At 60.4% G+C, this 14,387-nt stretch carries 16 protein-coding genes, 1 tRNA gene and 1 riboswitch; of the genes, 9 read left to right on the forward strand and 8 right to left on the reverse strand.

The genetic code is table 11. The features are described 5' to 3' along the window. Positions 1–3: 3 nt before the first annotated feature. From NW818_RS00495 to NW818_RS00515, 5 genes are all read right to left on the reverse strand, one after another. Positions 4–729, reverse strand: a complete 726-nt coding sequence (locus tag NW818_RS00495) for a HEAT repeat domain-containing protein (protein WP_414418200.1) — start codon at positions 727–729, stop codon at positions 4–6. Positions 730–835: 106 nt separating this feature from the next. Continuing rightward, positions 836–1,606, reverse strand: a complete 771-nt coding sequence (locus NW818_RS00500; protein ID WP_011433685.1) for a peptidylprolyl isomerase — start codon at positions 1,604–1,606, stop codon at positions 836–838. Between the two features lie 76 nt (positions 1,607–1,682). Beyond that, a complete protein-coding gene (locus NW818_RS00505; protein WP_011433684.1) occupies positions 1,683–2,438 on the reverse strand; it encodes a hypothetical protein in 756 nt (251 codons plus the stop codon). 82 nt (positions 2,439–2,520) lie between these two features. Beyond that, positions 2,521–3,180: a DUF1517 domain-containing protein gene (locus NW818_RS00510; RefSeq protein WP_414423547.1), complete on the reverse strand. Its 660-nt coding sequence runs from the start codon at positions 3,178–3,180 to the stop codon at positions 2,521–2,523. Between the two features lie 11 nt (positions 3,181–3,191). Then, positions 3,192–3,473, reverse strand: coding sequence for a hypothetical protein (locus tag NW818_RS00515; RefSeq protein WP_414423548.1), 282 nt, complete (start codon positions 3,471–3,473; stop codon positions 3,192–3,194). Between the two features lie 201 nt (positions 3,474–3,674). Here NW818_RS00515 and NW818_RS00520 point away from each other — a divergent pair, with 201 nt between their 5' ends. From NW818_RS00520 to nusB, 3 genes are all read left to right on the forward strand, one after another. Then, on the forward strand, positions 3,675–4,535 hold the full coding sequence (locus NW818_RS00520) for a Cof-type HAD-IIB family hydrolase (protein WP_414412972.1): 861 nt from the start codon (positions 3,675–3,677) through the stop codon (positions 4,533–4,535). 11 nt (positions 4,536–4,546) lie between these two features. Then, positions 4,547–6,706, forward strand: coding sequence for an ATP-dependent helicase (locus tag NW818_RS00525; protein WP_414423549.1), 2,160 nt, complete (start codon positions 4,547–4,549; stop codon positions 6,704–6,706). A 119-nt stretch (positions 6,707–6,825) separates the two neighbouring features. After that, positions 6,826–7,701, forward strand: coding sequence for a transcription antitermination factor NusB (gene nusB / locus NW818_RS00530; RefSeq protein ID WP_414423550.1), 876 nt, complete (start codon positions 6,826–6,828; stop codon positions 7,699–7,701). Between the two features lie 5 nt (positions 7,702–7,706). Here nusB and NW818_RS00535 read toward each other — a convergent pair whose 3' ends face one another. Together NW818_RS00535 and NW818_RS00540 are read right to left on the reverse strand one after the other, a co-directional pair. Continuing rightward, entirely contained in the window at positions 7,707–8,150 is a 444-nt protein-coding gene (locus NW818_RS00535; protein ID WP_414423551.1) for a DUF29 domain-containing protein, read from the reverse strand. 89 nt (positions 8,151–8,239) lie between these two features. Beyond that, a tRNA-Gly gene (locus NW818_RS00540) sits at positions 8,240–8,311 on the reverse strand. Positions 8,312–8,544: 233 nt separating this feature from the next. Between NW818_RS00540 and ssuE the strand changes: the two genes are divergently transcribed. The 6 genes from ssuE (at position 8,545) to NW818_RS00570 (ending at position 13,317) form a co-directional block, all read left to right on the forward strand. Continuing rightward, entirely contained in the window at positions 8,545–9,072 is a 528-nt protein-coding gene (ssuE, locus tag NW818_RS00545) for an NADPH-dependent FMN reductase (protein WP_414331394.1), read from the forward strand. 232 nt (positions 9,073–9,304) lie between these two features. Then, positions 9,305–9,386, forward strand: a riboswitch (Glutamine riboswitch). Between the two features lie 79 nt (positions 9,387–9,465). Beyond that, positions 9,466–9,639, forward strand: a complete 174-nt coding sequence (locus NW818_RS00550; RefSeq protein WP_414343665.1) for a DUF4278 domain-containing protein — start codon at positions 9,466–9,468, stop codon at positions 9,637–9,639. Between the two features lie 289 nt (positions 9,640–9,928). After that, complete coding sequence (gene secG / locus NW818_RS00555) at positions 9,929–10,168, forward strand: preprotein translocase subunit SecG (RefSeq protein ID WP_011433676.1); 240 nt, start codon at positions 9,929–9,931, stop codon at positions 10,166–10,168. 12 nt (positions 10,169–10,180) lie between these two features. Continuing rightward, positions 10,181–10,834, forward strand: coding sequence for a YqiA/YcfP family alpha/beta fold hydrolase (locus NW818_RS00560; protein ID WP_414331391.1), 654 nt, complete (start codon positions 10,181–10,183; stop codon positions 10,832–10,834). A 109-nt stretch (positions 10,835–10,943) separates the two neighbouring features. Then, the gene (locus tag NW818_RS00565) at positions 10,944–11,636 is read left to right on the forward strand and encodes an HAD family hydrolase (protein WP_011431279.1); all 693 of its coding nucleotides are present in this window, start codon (positions 10,944–10,946) and stop codon (positions 11,634–11,636) included. Between the two features lie 37 nt (positions 11,637–11,673). Further along, a complete protein-coding gene (locus NW818_RS00570; RefSeq protein WP_414423552.1) occupies positions 11,674–13,317 on the forward strand; it encodes a gamma-glutamyltransferase family protein in 1,644 nt (547 codons plus the stop codon). Between the two features lie 5 nt (positions 13,318–13,322). Here the strand turns inward: NW818_RS00570 and fabG are convergent, their stop codons facing one another. Continuing rightward, a complete protein-coding gene (gene fabG / locus NW818_RS00575; protein WP_414374638.1) occupies positions 13,323–14,084 on the reverse strand; it encodes a 3-oxoacyl-[acyl-carrier-protein] reductase in 762 nt (253 codons plus the stop codon). Positions 14,085–14,387 lie beyond the last annotated feature (303 nt).

Below are 14,387 nucleotides of genomic sequence, written 5' to 3' on the forward strand. Positions count from 1 at the left end.
TTATTATTGACTAGAGTCATGCTCCAGCAAATCGGGATCCGCCAACTTTTGTAGGGCAAGCCGCGCGTCATCCCGCACCCCCCAATCGGGATCGCGACTGGCGCTGGTCAGCAACTGCCTTGTTAGCATCGTGTAAACAATGGGATCCTCGAGAGCCAGTTTCACCTGTTGCCCCAGGATCCCTAAGCTCCAGGCACAGTTGCCGCGTACCGCTGCGATTGGATCTTGAGCCAAGCCCCGGCAGAGAGCTGCGACCACCTCATCCAATGCCGGGCCGGGCAACGCCTGCGCCTGGGCCAGTTGTCCGAGGGCACTGGCAGCCCACAATCGCACTGCCGCGATATCCCCGGCCAACACTTCCAGCAACACCGGGTACGCCCGCGGATCCTTGGCATTGCCCAACGCCCACACCAAGCCTTTGCGCACATAGCCGTTCCAATCCCAGCGCAAGCCCTCGATCAGCACCTCCACCTCAGCGGGATCCGGATTCCGACCTAGAGCATAGGCCGCTCCCACCCGCACCAACGGGCAGGGATCCCGGACTAGGGCCAGCAGGGGTTTAACGGCGCGGGGTTCTTCGATCTCACAGAAGGCGCGGGCCGCCTGCATCCGCAAATAGGGATCCGGATCCTGCAACTGCTGCAGCATCAGCTCCACATCCACCTCCGGCGGCGAGTGAGGTGGCAGCTCGTCTAGGGGCTCAAGGGGGGAAAAAGCGTCTTCTTGCATGAAAGGGTGCCCAGGTGTTGGCAGAGGGGACGGGGGCAAAACTTGCCCTTCCCCAAGGCAAAAGCCAGAGCCACAACAACCAAACCAGCAGCAGAGTTGCTGCCCATCATAAACTGCCGGGATCCTCCATCTGATCTGCTCTTTCCGGTTGGGATCCCGGCACCCTAAGCAAGTCCGCTCCTTCCAACACCCGCGCCGAGCGGATCACATCTCCCACCTGGATGCGCTCCACCCACTCCATCCCCTCGGTGACGTAGCCGAACACGGCATAGCGCCCGTCCAAAATCGGCAGAGCAGAGAGGGTGATGTAAAACTGGGAAGAGGCTGAGTCAAGTGGGCTAGAACGGGCCATGGCCACCGCCCCCAAACGATGGGGCAAGAGCAACTTACTCAGAGCAGCGGGATCCTGGATCAAGGTGTTGTAGCGGGGGTAGGGTTCCCCACGCAGCTGAATTTCCAGGGGGATGGTGCGCAGGCGGTTGCTCCCCGGCTCTGTTGCACCCCCTGTACCGTCACCACGGGGATCCCCACCCTGCACCACAAAAGGCTGCGGATCCTTTTCCACCCGATGGAAGGTGAGGCCATTGTAAAAGCCCCGCTGAACCAAATCCACGAACTGGCCGCCGGTCAGGGGTGCCGCTTCCCCGTGGATCGCCAAGATCACCTTGCCTACCCCCTCAGCAGTTTGCACCTCCATCTCCACCACTGCCTTCCCTTGCAGTTGCGGGCGGCTAGCATAGGCCGCCGGGATCCCAGAGGGGGATTCTGAGAGGGGGGGTGTACTGCGACAAGCCAACAGCCCGAGACAGAGGTATCCCAGAACTAAGCCCACTCCCACTCTGCAGCGGCTCATTCGCCCCAGCTTGGCGAATTTCATCTGCCCCTTCTCCTTCAATCCAATCTCCCACCCTCCAGGCGCTGCTCAACCCAGCAGGGATCCCTATCCAGGTGATTCAGATCCGCTGCGACAGCCCCAACTGCAAGGTAACGCTTTGAGCGCCATTGCTCACCCTCACACCGTAGGGGCTGATGGCGGTAACCCGCCACTCTGCTTTTACCGCATGGCCAACAGCCACCTGCCGCACCACGTTGTCGATCAAGATCAGAGCCTTGGGGGCACCTGGATCGTGGATCAATCCCACCAGCTTCATCTGCGGCAGAGGCTGGGGTGGGATCCGCGCTGGCACCGGAGGCGCAGGTACCCTGGGGGGAGAGGGAAGACCAGCCCCTCTTGAAGCAAGAGGAGCGGCAACAGTCGGCGGTTTTGCCGGTTCGACCAAGACAGCCTTTGCAGAATCCTCAGGTGGAGCTTTGGGGTTTTCATCCACATCAGCAGCAGTGGGAAGCAAGGGCTCCTGGTGAGCATCGGAATGGGAAGAATTGGGTGCCTCAGCCAAGGGATCCCGAGTGGCCTGCGAAAAAACCACCGCCCGCGGGCGCAGGGTCATCCAAAAAGCCAGCCCTGCCACCAAGGTAGCGGCCAAAGCCATACCCAGCAGTAATCCTCCGGCAGCAGAGAAGCGCCGGGAAGGCAGTGGGGGCCGTGTGCCGAGGTAAGGATATTCGCCGGCCTCTGACAGCCCCTCTTCCAAGCTGTTCTCCAAATCCTCGAACAGCTCATCCAACAGAGAATCTGCCTGCTTGACTTGGCCAGACCATGCCCAAGGGGAACGACGGCCTCTGCCCGCTGAAGCATCTAACCCGGACATACAACCTCCCTAGCCTGAGCGGCGGGGATCCCGAGGAGTTGAGACACTCAGCCAACAGTTGCCGTCTATCGCCCAAAGGCTCTCAAAGGAGCCGCATTTCCGGGTACTCGGTCAACAGCGCCTCTGCCGACAGGGTGTCTCCCTCCAACTGCGGCGTCCACAGCACTTCGATGGCCACAATCCGATCTGCCGGAATCGAAGCCAGCTGCAACAGGCACTGCCGCAGATCCGCCATGGAGTTAACTACAGGTAGTGTACCCAAGTTACCACGATACGCAACCAGTAGAGTTACCAGCAGGTACTCGCCAACATCTGGGATCCCAGTAGCAGATCGCTGCAGCGCCGCTTGGGAGACTTGTTGGATCTGGTTGTTGCGGTTGCTGAGGCTTTCGACGCTGAACTTGCTCCGTTCTTGTAAAGAGGCTTGATAGAACAGGGATTCGGCGCGGGAGAGGGGCAGCTTCTCCGCTTGGGCATGGCCATAGGCCCAGTAGTCGCTGTAGCGCATCAAGCCAAGGGTGACCTCTTGCAACAGTTGGCTCAGCCCTTCTGGCGACTGAGTATCCGCCTCCAAAGCCAGGGCGTTCATGTCTTTTTGCAGTTGCCGGGCGCTGGCCAGCAGTCCCACTTTTACCTGCGCAACAGTTACCTGGGGATCGCGAACCCCAATGCTATCGTCCCCTTCTTCGGATCTGATCCCCGAGCGCAGCGTCTGCACCAAAAAGCTACCTGCCCCAACCAAGAGCAGCAGCGTCAGCAGGCCGCCCCCCCCCCTCCCCAGAAAAAGGGCACCAGCAGCGGAAAACCAAAGCCGCCTCCATAGCTGGGGTAGACAGGAGCTGAGTAGTGCGGGCCAATCGAGCGGGGGGCAGAGAACGTCGGAGACCGGAAAGATCCGCCGCCAATGCGACCGCCACTGCGTGCCCAAACAGCGCCTATGGGAGCCAGGGCCAAGGTCAAGGCCAGGGCAATGGCCAGCAGAGGCCGGCAGACGCGACCGATTCGTTTCAGCATGATCACAATGTTTTCGTCCATCACGGGGCTAGTCTTTCTTAATTCTACGCTTTCTCGTTGGCGGGAATAGGGGCGGAAACCGATCCCCCACCCGGCCATCTCACTTGTTCAATTCTTCTGTGTTGATTCTTTGTGTACTGAGCCGGCCAATGACCGTCAACCAATCGAGGCAGAGCCATGCTACGGTCTGGAAGGTTGCCAGGAGGAGGGCAAACAACAGCAATGCAAACTCAGGCTAACGTCCAAGCCGAGGAAAGAGAGCGGGCATCTTCTCCACCCCGTGCCCAGATTCGGCTGTTGGTGGTGGATATCGATGGCACGATTGCCGGGCCTTCCAACCAGGTTTCAGAGCCGGTTCGGGAGGCCATTCAGAAGGCCAAAGCAGCAGGGGTGCGAGTAGCCATCGCTACGGGTCGCATGCATCGTTCTGCCGAGCGGTTCCACTACGCGATTGGGGCCGATATGCCCCTATGCAGCTACCAGGGGGCTTTAATTCGGGATCCCGATAGCCAAAAGACCCTAAAGCACTGGAGCCTGGACTGGCCGCTGGCCGAGGAGTTGCTGCAAGCGTTGCAGGATCAGCCGGTGGGGGTTCACCTCTACATCGATGACCAGCTCTACTTACGGGAGCTGAGCCCTCTCAGTCAGGCCTATGCTGAGCGCTCTCAGGTGCCGTTCCAGATGTTCTCTTCCGCCCAATACGGACGAAGCCCCACCAAGATCCTGGCTGTTTCTGAGGATACCGAGTTCCTGCAGGAATTGCAGGGATCCCTGCGGCGGCGGTATTCCCCTGACCAGCTCTACCTCACCCGTTCAGAGCCGATTTTTCTCGAGGCTACCCATCCGGCGGTGAACAAGGGCAATGCCGTTCGTTTTTTGGCGGAGGAAATGCTGGGGTTGTCGGCGGAGCAGGTGATGGCCATTGGCGATGGCGACAACGACATTGAGATGCTGCGGTATGCGGGGATCGGGGTGGCGATGGGAAATGCCTCGCCTGCTCTGTTGCCCCATGCCGACTGGATCGCCCCTTCTGTAACAGAAGACGGGGTGGCGGCGGCCATCGAGACCTTCATCCTCAGCTAGGCAGGGATCCCATGCTGGGTCTGGCTTCTTCTCCCTTTCCTGAGGTCACCCTGCGTCCGGCGCAGCAACAGGCGTTGGCCTACCAATCGGGGCCGCTGGGGATCGCCGCCGTTCCGGGGAGCGGCAAGACCTTTATTCTGGAGCTGTTGATCGCCGATTTAATTCTCAATCGGGGGATCCCACCGGAGCGCATCGGGGTGTTCACCTACATGCGTTCGGCGCGGGGCAACTTGATCAGCCGCATCAATCAACGTTTGCAACGGGCGGGGTATCCGGCTCGCTTTACCCAGGCCTTTACCCTGCATTCTTTGTCGTTGCGGGTGTTGCGGGAGGCCCCCAGCCGTTGGGAGGAGCTGTCTATTTTGGAGGGATACGAACAGGAGCGGTTGCTCAGCCGCCTGTGCCGCACTTGGCTCGTCCGCCATACTCAGCTCTGGGAGCCGCTGATCCCCGGCGACAACAACCCGCAAAAGATCGCCCAAAACCGAGCCCAGTTCCGGCGCAGTTTCCAGCAGATGGTGCAGGTGGTCATCAGCAGGGCCAAGAATCTGCGCCTGGGGCCAGAAGTGATCCCCAGCGAGGGCTATCTGGGCTGGGCTGCTCCCATCTACGCCGGTTATCAAGCGGAATTGCGTCGCCTGGGCAAGTTAGACTACGACGACCTGGGCTGGCAAGCAGTGGATTTGATCGAGGGCAGTCCAGAGCTGCGGGAGCAGGTGCAGAACTGGTACGACTACCTGTTCGAGGATGAGGCCCAAGACAGTTCCCCCCTGCAGGAAGAGCTGCTGCGGCTGCTCAGCCAACGCACCGGCAACCTGGTGCGGGTGGGGGATCCCAACCAGAGCATCATGGGCACCTTTACCAGCGCCGAGCCGCGGCTGTTTCGCGCCTTTTGCCAGGCCAGTCCTCAGGTGGTGCTCTTGGATGAATCCAGCCGCAGTGCCCCCCAGATCATCGCTTTGGCCAACCGCCTGGTGGAGTGGGTGAATCAGCAGCACCCCATCCCGGCTTTGCGCACCGCTCTGGCCCCCCAGCCCATTCAACTGGCCACCTCCGGTGGCCAAAACCCCCCGGCCAGCGAGGGTGGTGTGGACTTTCTGCGGGTTGTCGGATCCCCGGAAGAGGAGCTGCAACAGGTGGCGCGGCAGGCCATTGCAGCCGCCCAAGCTTTTCCCGGCCAAACGGTGGCCATTCTGGTCACCACTAACGAGCTGGGGGGCAAAGCCCTCAGCTATCTCCAGGAAATGGGAGCGGAGCGGGTGATCGATCTGTTGCGGGGCAGTCCCAGTCAGCGGCGGGTGTTGTTGCAGCTCAAGGGAATCATCGACTGGTTTGCCCAGCCCACTGCCCCCACTCGCTTGGCTGCTGCTGTGGATTGCTTGGCGGATTGGGCGGGGATCCCACGTGCTGAACTGGGGCCGATGTTGACCTGGATCCGCGCCTCTCTGCCGGAGCGGCTGCTATTTCCCAACTTTGGTGAGGCTCCCGCTCTGCCCGATGGCCCGCCTTGGCAGAACTTGGGCAGGCTGCTGCGCACCCTTGCCGGTTGGCTCCGGGCCGGGCGCTCCCCTTGGCCGGAGGTGCTGAATGTGATCGTTCAAAGCCTCTACCGCAAGCCGGAAGAGCTGTTTGTGGGTCGCTATGTAATCGATCAGCTGGAGCAGGTGCTGGAATCCCTGCCCGAAACCGATTGGCAGGAGATCGCCCAAGAATTTCAAGTGATTCTGGATCACCGCCTCAACAACTTGCCTTCGGAGATCTTCGCCTTCGACCCCGAGCCGGGCAGCATCACTGTCACGACTCTGCATCGCGCCAAGGGGCTGGAATGGGATCAGGTCTTCATCCCCCAAGTGTCGGCCTACGAGTTTCCCACCCAGTACGGGGAGCGAACCCTGGGGCTGAAGTTTTTGGATGAAGTGGATATGCAGGCAGAGGCCCTGGCTCAGTTGCGGCAGCTCAGCCCCAAAGGCGGCTGGGAGCTGCAGGCCGACTCGGCCACCAAGCAAGCCTTTTTGGACTTGGCAGCGGAGCGGCTGCGGCTGCTGTATGTGGGCATCACCCGCAGCAAACGACGGCTCACCCTCTCGGTATCCAGCCAATCTCGCTTTGGCACAGAGCAGAGTTCATCTTTGGTGTTTCGGGTGTTAAGTCGCAGTTTTAGGGCCGGTTGACCGGGTGAGTCTCTCGTTCTTCATGGATTGGCAACCTGCTAGCATGGCTAAGCCCGATAGCGCTTGCGCGCCGCCTTGCGGCAATGGGGCAGTCTTTCAGAAGCTATGGATATTCTGCAATGCAACCTCGGCGTATTGCCCGCGAACTGGCCCTGCTGGGGGTCAATCAACTGCCAGCCACGGCGGCCAAACTGAGCGAAAAACAACTGGAGGACTTGCTGCTGGCAGCCATCCGCGCCCTGAGTGAAGAGACCCATGAAACCCTCTCCACAGCGGCGGCGGAAATCCAGCGCAGCGACCGTTTGTTGCACGAGAGCGATCCTCTATTGTTGGCCGATTCGGATCCCAAGGAAGAGGGTGGATCCCGCTCCGTCACCCTCCGCCTTCAGCAGGCCCAACGACACCTGCAGCGCCTGGAAATCACTCTGAAGGAGGCGAAGGTTCCTGACCCCAATGCCTTACGGGGGGAATTGCTGGAGCTAATCCAGCAGGTGCAAGTGGCCCTCGGCAACGCCGGCCAAGCCTTAGAACACCTGGAACAGCGGCTGCACAGCGTCCGCCACATCTTGGATGAGGTTGTCCAGTTGTCCCAAAGAGCAGTCAACCGGGTGGGCGTTGCCCTGTCCATGCCGGAACTGTTGTACATTGCCCAATCCCAAGAAGTGCGCGCCTACGCTTTGCAACTGTTAACTGCCCTGCGAACCCACAAGGAGGCGATTGATGCTCGTTTGCAAAAGGCTTTGGTGGGTTGGCAATTGCAGCGGGTTGGTCGGATCGAACGAGATATCCTGCGCCTGGCGGTGGTGGAGATGGAAATACTGGCCAGCAGCCCCGTGAAGGTTGCCATCAACGAAGCTGTAGAATTGGCCAAAAAATACGGGGATCCTGAGGCCGCCGCTTTCGTCAACGGAGTGCTGCGACGGGTAGTGGACAGCCAGATGGAGACCCACCGGGGTCGGGATCTTCCCTCTCCTGCTCCGGGTTCCGAGGGCTGAGCAGATCACTGCGGATCTTCCGTGCCAGGGTAAAAGTCGGGATCCATCACCTGCTCAAATGTGTAGGGACACTGGGCAGGCAGATCTGCTTCAGACAATGGCGTTTCTCTCACCACCAACAGGATCCCGTCCTGGTGAGCCTCTTGCAGGGCTGCCGAAAGATCGGGCTTGAGGCTGGGACTGTCTTTGAGCAATCGCTGGATCTGGCGGCGTTGTTCAGTAATCGTTGCCCGCCAACTTTTGCCTCGCAGGTGGGGTTGCAATTGCCACTTCAGCAAATGCCCTACCAGGATCCCCAGCCGGTGCAGCAATTCCCGGCGTTCTTGCCTGCCCAAAGCCTCGATTTCCTCCACCAAGTTGGCGATATCCAGTTGATCCCACTGCCCCGATTTCAGCAGTGCGGCTTGCTTTTGCGTCCAGGCATAGAAGTCGTACTCGTAAAGTTGCATGCTTCCTTACCCTGAGCCCATCGATTTCCCGGACTAGGCCAAATCCGGGAATGCTTGTGGGAAGCGGGTTTTGCGGGTTGGCTGGGAGAAGCGGGCGATGAGACTCGAACTCACGACATCCAGCTTGGGAAGCTAGCGTTCTACCACTGAACTACGCCCGCGTAAATCAATCTCAAGTTTAGCAAGCTGAAACCCTTGCTGAATCTAACCTATCACGTTCCCGACCCCTTGAGTAGGTGGGGAGTCGGGGGGCATATTTTGCCCGCAATTTGACCAGCAGGGAATGACGTCGAGAGACAAAGCTATCGTGCATGCTGGGGCAGGGCGAGAGTGGGTTAATCATCTTTCACGTGGGATCCCTGGTACAACTGAGGCAGTATTCTGTCTGCGGCCTATGTCCAGCATCCTCCTGCTCTCCGGTAGTCCCAGCACTCCTTCTCGCTCAGAAGCCGTTTTACATCACGCTGCCGGGATCCTGTCCGATCTGGGATTGACCACTCAGTTTGTTTCGGTGCGGGATTTGCCCCCAGAGGATCTGGCGCTGGCCAAGTTCGATAGCCCTCAACTCAAGGCAATTCAGCAAAAGGTGGCCCAAGCTACCGGGATCGTCATCTCTGCTCCCGTTTACAAAGCCTCCTATCCAGGTGTGTTGAAGGCACTGCTGGATTTGCTGGATCAAGACGCCTTTACCGGTAAAGTGATTCTCCCCATTGCCACCGGGGGAACCCTGGCCCATCTGCTGTCCATCGACTTTGCGATGAAACCTGTGCTGGCGGTGATGGGGGCAACCCACATCCTGAGAGGGGTTTATATCCTGAGTTCTCAAATTCAGTTGGACGCTGCCGGAACACTACAGCTAGAGGCCGACATCGAGGAACGTCTGCGAGCAGGGCTGCAGGCACTTGCGCAGGCGGTGAAATAGAAGAAATTAGAATTTTGCGGAGACTGGCCGAATACGGGATTGGTGCCCTGGGCCCGGAACCGGTTGCGGCAATCTATTCCGAAAAGTGCATAGGTGATTGCCCAGTCAGGCCCGAGAAGCCGCGGAAGAGCCGACGGCAAGGGATCCCTTTTGCGGGTATGGCCGGATTAAATTTCTATAAATCCCCCAAAAAACCTGCAAAACCGTAAGTTATGATACAGACATAGGATAAATCGTTCATCTCTGCAGTTGGCTCACCAGTGGCCTGGAGCTGTGCAGAGACGGAAGTAGGGGTCTTCCCGAAGGAACGCGCCTCAACTGAATCGCGCCACTCTTTCCGTGGCGTAGGGCCCAACGACAACAAACTCAACCCTTCGTTGATGGAGGCGATATATGAAACTCTCTTTCCGTGGCAACACCTTTGACTACGTTCCTGCGCATACTCAGCTCAGCGATGAGGAGTTGCAGGCTCAGTATCGCGGTCAAGCCTTCTGTGTGCACCACACCAGCAAGAAAGCGATGCCTCACCCTCATCAGCCCCTGACCTACCGGGGCGTAAGCTACTGAGGTGAATACTGTTTGCCCTTGTAGGTGAGGTGGGGATCCTCTGGAAATCTCCATAAGGGCTGGATAAAGACTGGGCGGCCCCGTTTGGGGTTGTTTTTTGAGGCAAAGCAACACCCCCAGAAGGAGCAGCACCCGTTCCACCTGAGAAGCAAGTAGATGGGTCTGGGCCTGCCGAGTTGAGTTTGAACGAGTTGAGTTTGAAATGGGAGCGATGCCGAGGCAGGGTGCGCTAAGATGCGGTTCCAAGCGATAATGGCCTTAGCAACTTGCCCTACAGGGATCCGCTGCGATGGAAGCGTTTTTCGAGTTTCTCTGGTCGGCTTCGGCCATCTTGCTGGTGATCTTGGTGCTGCTGCACAGCCCTAAGGGGGATGGGTTGGCGGGCATTGGCGGGCAGGCCCAGCTGTTCTCCAGCTCCAAGAGTGCTGAGCAAAACCTCAACCGCATCACCTGGACGGTAGCGACCCTTTTCCTCTCCATCAGCGTGGTGTTGGGGGCGGGCTGGCTCTCGGCAGCCACAGGGCCATAGGGATCCCTTTCCGTGTTGGCCATTTACCTGCATGGATTCGGCTCTGGGCCGCAGTCGGCCAAGGCGACTTTTTTTCGGCAGCGGCTGCAGCAGGTGGGGATCCCTGTTCAGGTGCCTGATCTGAACCAGGACAATTTTGCCCAGCTCACCTTGACCCGCCAGATCCAGCAGGTTTCCAGCCAGCTTGCCGAGATGAACTACCCGCCTGTCACTCTCATCGGCTCTAGCTTGGGGGGCCTGGTGGCTGCTTGGGTTGCCGAACGACAACCTTGCGTGCAGCGCTTGGTGCTCTTGGCGCCGGCTTTTGGCTTTTTAGGCCATTGGCTGCCGCGGCTGGGGGCAGAGGCGGTGGAGACTTGGCAGCGAACCGGACAACTCATGGTGTTTCACTACGGAGAAGGCCGCCCTCTCCCTTTGGAGTACGGCTTTGTCGCCGATGCCCAGCGCTACCCGGATGGGGCGTTGCGACGGCCTGTGCCCACCCTAATTGTGCACGGGATCCAAGACGACACCATCCCCATTCAAGCCAGTCGAGACTATGTGGCCCGTCGCCCCTGGGCCCAACTGGTGGCGGTGGAGAGTGACCACGCCCTGACGGATGTGTTGGATCCCATCTGGCAGATCACCAGCCGCTTCTGCGGGTGGGGGATGGAGACGGGGCAGTAGGGTTGTTAAAGGGGATCCCTGTCCCGTGCTTGCCCATTCGCGAAAGCGTCGCGTAGCGATAATGTCTATGCAATCCAAAGTGCTGTGCCTACAACAGGGGAAGGCTGACGTGACTGCCGGCTTGCTCTTCGATATGGACGGGGTGATTGTGGATTCGGAACCAATCCATGCCCGCGCCGGGGCCATTGCCCTGCAACGCTGCCACCTATCTCTGGATTTGGCCCCCATCTCCCTACAGTTCAAAGGGCGCACCGACCGCGACATGTTCGAGTACCTTGTCCAACACCAGACGGACACCCCACCTGCGGAACAGCCCCTGCTGGTGCAGCGCCTGATCGAGGAAAAGGCCAAGGCTTTTGGCGAGCTGCTGGCAGAGGTACCCCTGGTGCCGGGGGTGCTGGAGTTTTTGGCGGCCAGCCGCCAGCGCTTTTCTGCCCTGGCCGTCACCACTTCGGCCATCCGCCGGGATCAAGCGCAGATTTTCCAGCGCTTCGACCTGCACCGCTGGTTTGACGCGGTGATTACCGCCGAAGACATTCAGCGGGCCAAGCCCGACCCAGAGCCTTACCTGAAAACGGCTGCCGCTGTGGGGTTGGATCCGGCGTTGTGTTGGGTGATTGAAGATTCTACCCATGGGATCCGCGCCGCTAAGGGGGCTGGCTGTTTTGCGGTGGGCCTCACCACGGCTTTCACCGCCGAGGAACTGCGCCACGCCGGGGCAGATGTGGTGGTGGACAGCTTTGCGGAGTTGGCCGCACTCCTGTTCGCGAGAGCGTCGCGTAGCGATAACCTGCCTGTGTAGGGAGCCCAGCCCATTCGCGAGAGCGTCGCGTAGCGATATGCCAGCACCCACTTTTTTGCGGCAGGCCCTGGATCGCTATCCGTTTGCTTCGCGGCGACGGGTGGTGATGGGCAGACAGGGATCCGTGGCCACCAGCCAACCTTTGGCGGCAATGGCGGGCATGGAGATGTTCTGGGCGGGCGGCAATGCTGTGGATGCAGCCGTGGCAATGGCGGTGGCTTTGACGGTGGTGGAGCCAACCTCCAATGGCATTGGCGGCGATGCCTTTGCTCTGGTGTGGGAGGGGGGGGAGGAGGGTCAGCTGTACGGGTTGAATGCTTCCGGTCGCAGCCCAGCCGCCCTGACGCCGGAGCGGTACCGGGACCATGGGCGGATCCCCCCCTACGATTGGTTAGCGGTGACGGTGCCGGGGGCAGTTTCCGCTTGGCAGACCTTGCACCGGCGCTGGGGAAAGCTGCCGTTCGAGCGTCTGTTTGTGCCTGCCCTTCGTCTGGCGCAAGAGGGATTTCCGGTCTCTCCCCGGGTGGCCCAACTGTGGCAGGCGGCGGAGTCCATCTATTTGCCCCTGCCGGATCCCCGCCACGACGCCTTCAAGGCCGTTTTCTTTCCCCAAGGGCGTGCCCCACGGGCTGGAGAGCGCTGGAGCAGCCCCCTGCATGCTCAAACCCTAGAAGAGATTGCCCGTAGCGGTGGGGAGAGTTTTTACCGGGGGGAGCTGGCGGAGAAGTTGCTGGCTTTCTCGGAAGCCAGCGGCGGCTTTCTTTCCCCCGCCGACTTGGCCCAGCACCAGGCCGATTGGGTGGAACCCATCCATACAGATTACCGCGGCTACACCGTCTGGGAGATCCCCCCCAACGGGCAGGGCATTGCCGCTTTGATGGCGCTCAACCTTTTGGAGGGTTTTGAGCTGGGTCGGATCTCCTACGATGCCGGCGAGCGCTATCACCTGCAGATTGAGGCAATGAAGCTGGCCTTTGCCGATGTGAGCCGACAGGTGGCGGATCCGGAGTATGTGCGGGTCAGTCCTGCCCAGATGCTGGATAAGGCTTATGCACAGCGGCGGCGGCAGTTGATCGGGAGGGAGGCGATCCCCCTGGCCCAGCCAGGGCTGCCGGAGGGGGGAACGGTTTACCTGGCTGCAGCTGATGGTGAGTTGATGGTGTCTTTGATTCAGTCGAATTTCGATGGCTTCGGCAGTGGTCTGCTGGTTCCGGGCACGGGCATTGCTCTCCACAACCGCGGCACGGGTTTCACCCTGGAGCCCGGCCATCCCAACCAGGTGGGCCCCCGCAAGCGCCCCTACCACACGATCATCCCCGCTTTTCTATCCAGAGAAGGGATCCCCCTCGGCCCTTTTGGTGTCATGGGGGGGGCAATGCAGCCCCAAGGCCATGTGCAGGTGGTGGTGAATTTGGTGGATTACGGCCTGAACCCCCAGGCGGCTCTGGATGCGCCCCGCTGGCGAGTGCTGTGGGATCAGGGGATCCCGCAGGTGGCGCTGGAGAGCACGGTGCCGCCCCAGGTGGTGCGCGAACTCTCCGCCCGCGGCCATGCAGTGCAGGTGGTGGACGCAGAAGAGGATTGCGGTCTTTTTGGCCGGGGACAGATCCTCTTGCGGGATGGGGATCACTTCATTGCGGCTTCCGAACCCCGTGCCGATGGCCTAGCCCTGGCGTGGTAGAGTGCCTAGCTCATCACCATGCCACCATCGATGGCAAAAACCTGTCCCGTGATGTAGGCCGCCGCCGGATCTGCCGCCAAAAAACGCACCAGCCCCGCCACTTCTGCCGGGGATCCCAGTCGCCCCAGGGGGATCTGCGCCAAAATCGGGCCGGGATCCAGCTTTTCGGTCATTTGGGTGGTGATGAACCCCGGTGCTACGGCGTTGACGGTGATGTTGCGGCTGGCCAGCTCCCGGGCTGCCGTCTTGGTGAGGCCCACCACCCCTGCTTTGGCGGCGCTGTAGTTGGCCTGGCCGGTATTGCCCACCAAGCCCACCACCGAGGTGATGTTGATGATGCGCCCCTGGCGCTGCTTTACCATGATTTTGGCGGCTGCCTTTAGGCAGAGAAAGACCCCCGTCAGGTTGAGATCCAGCACCGCCTGCCAATCTTCTGGCTTCATGCGCAGCAGCAGGGTGTCGCGGGCCATGCCGGCATTGTTCACCAGCACATCCACCCGACCCCACCGCTCCATCACCTGGGCAAACAGGCTCTCCACCGCCTCTGGGCAAGACACATCGGCGGCCACAGGGATCCCTTCTCCCCCCAGGGCCGCGATCTCCTCCACCAGGGACTCGGCTTCGGCAGCGGAGCGGGCGTAGTTGATCGCCACTTTTGCTCCAATGGCCCCCAGGTGCAGGGCAATCGCCCGGCCAATGCCCCGGCTGGCTCCGGTGACCACAGCCACCCGGTCTTGGAGGGAAGGCAAAGGGAGAAGCTCAGACATAAGCGGCAGGTTCCTCGTGATTCGGACAGCGTGATTAGGACAGCCGCAACAGTATAGGATGCTTTGGGGCCGTCTGGCTGCCACGGACTTCCCTGCGATCGCTTGCGCTGCGTCCCTCATAACCGCCGTTCGCGCTACTTGGATGGAGTCCTTCGGCATAGGCAGGAGGGATCCCACGGCTCTGTGCAGTCACCCTGCCCGCAAGATGTGTTGACGGACGGATTCCCAGACCAACGGGCGAGCAGAGCCGGACTATGATCAAAGGCTAGGCTGCAGCAGAGCATGACTCTAGTCAATAATAAG

Origin of the sequence: Synechococcus sp. R6-5 (genome assembly GCF_047461775.1) — a bacterium.
Lineage (GTDB): Bacteria > Cyanobacteriota > Cyanobacteriia > Thermostichales > Thermostichaceae > Thermostichus.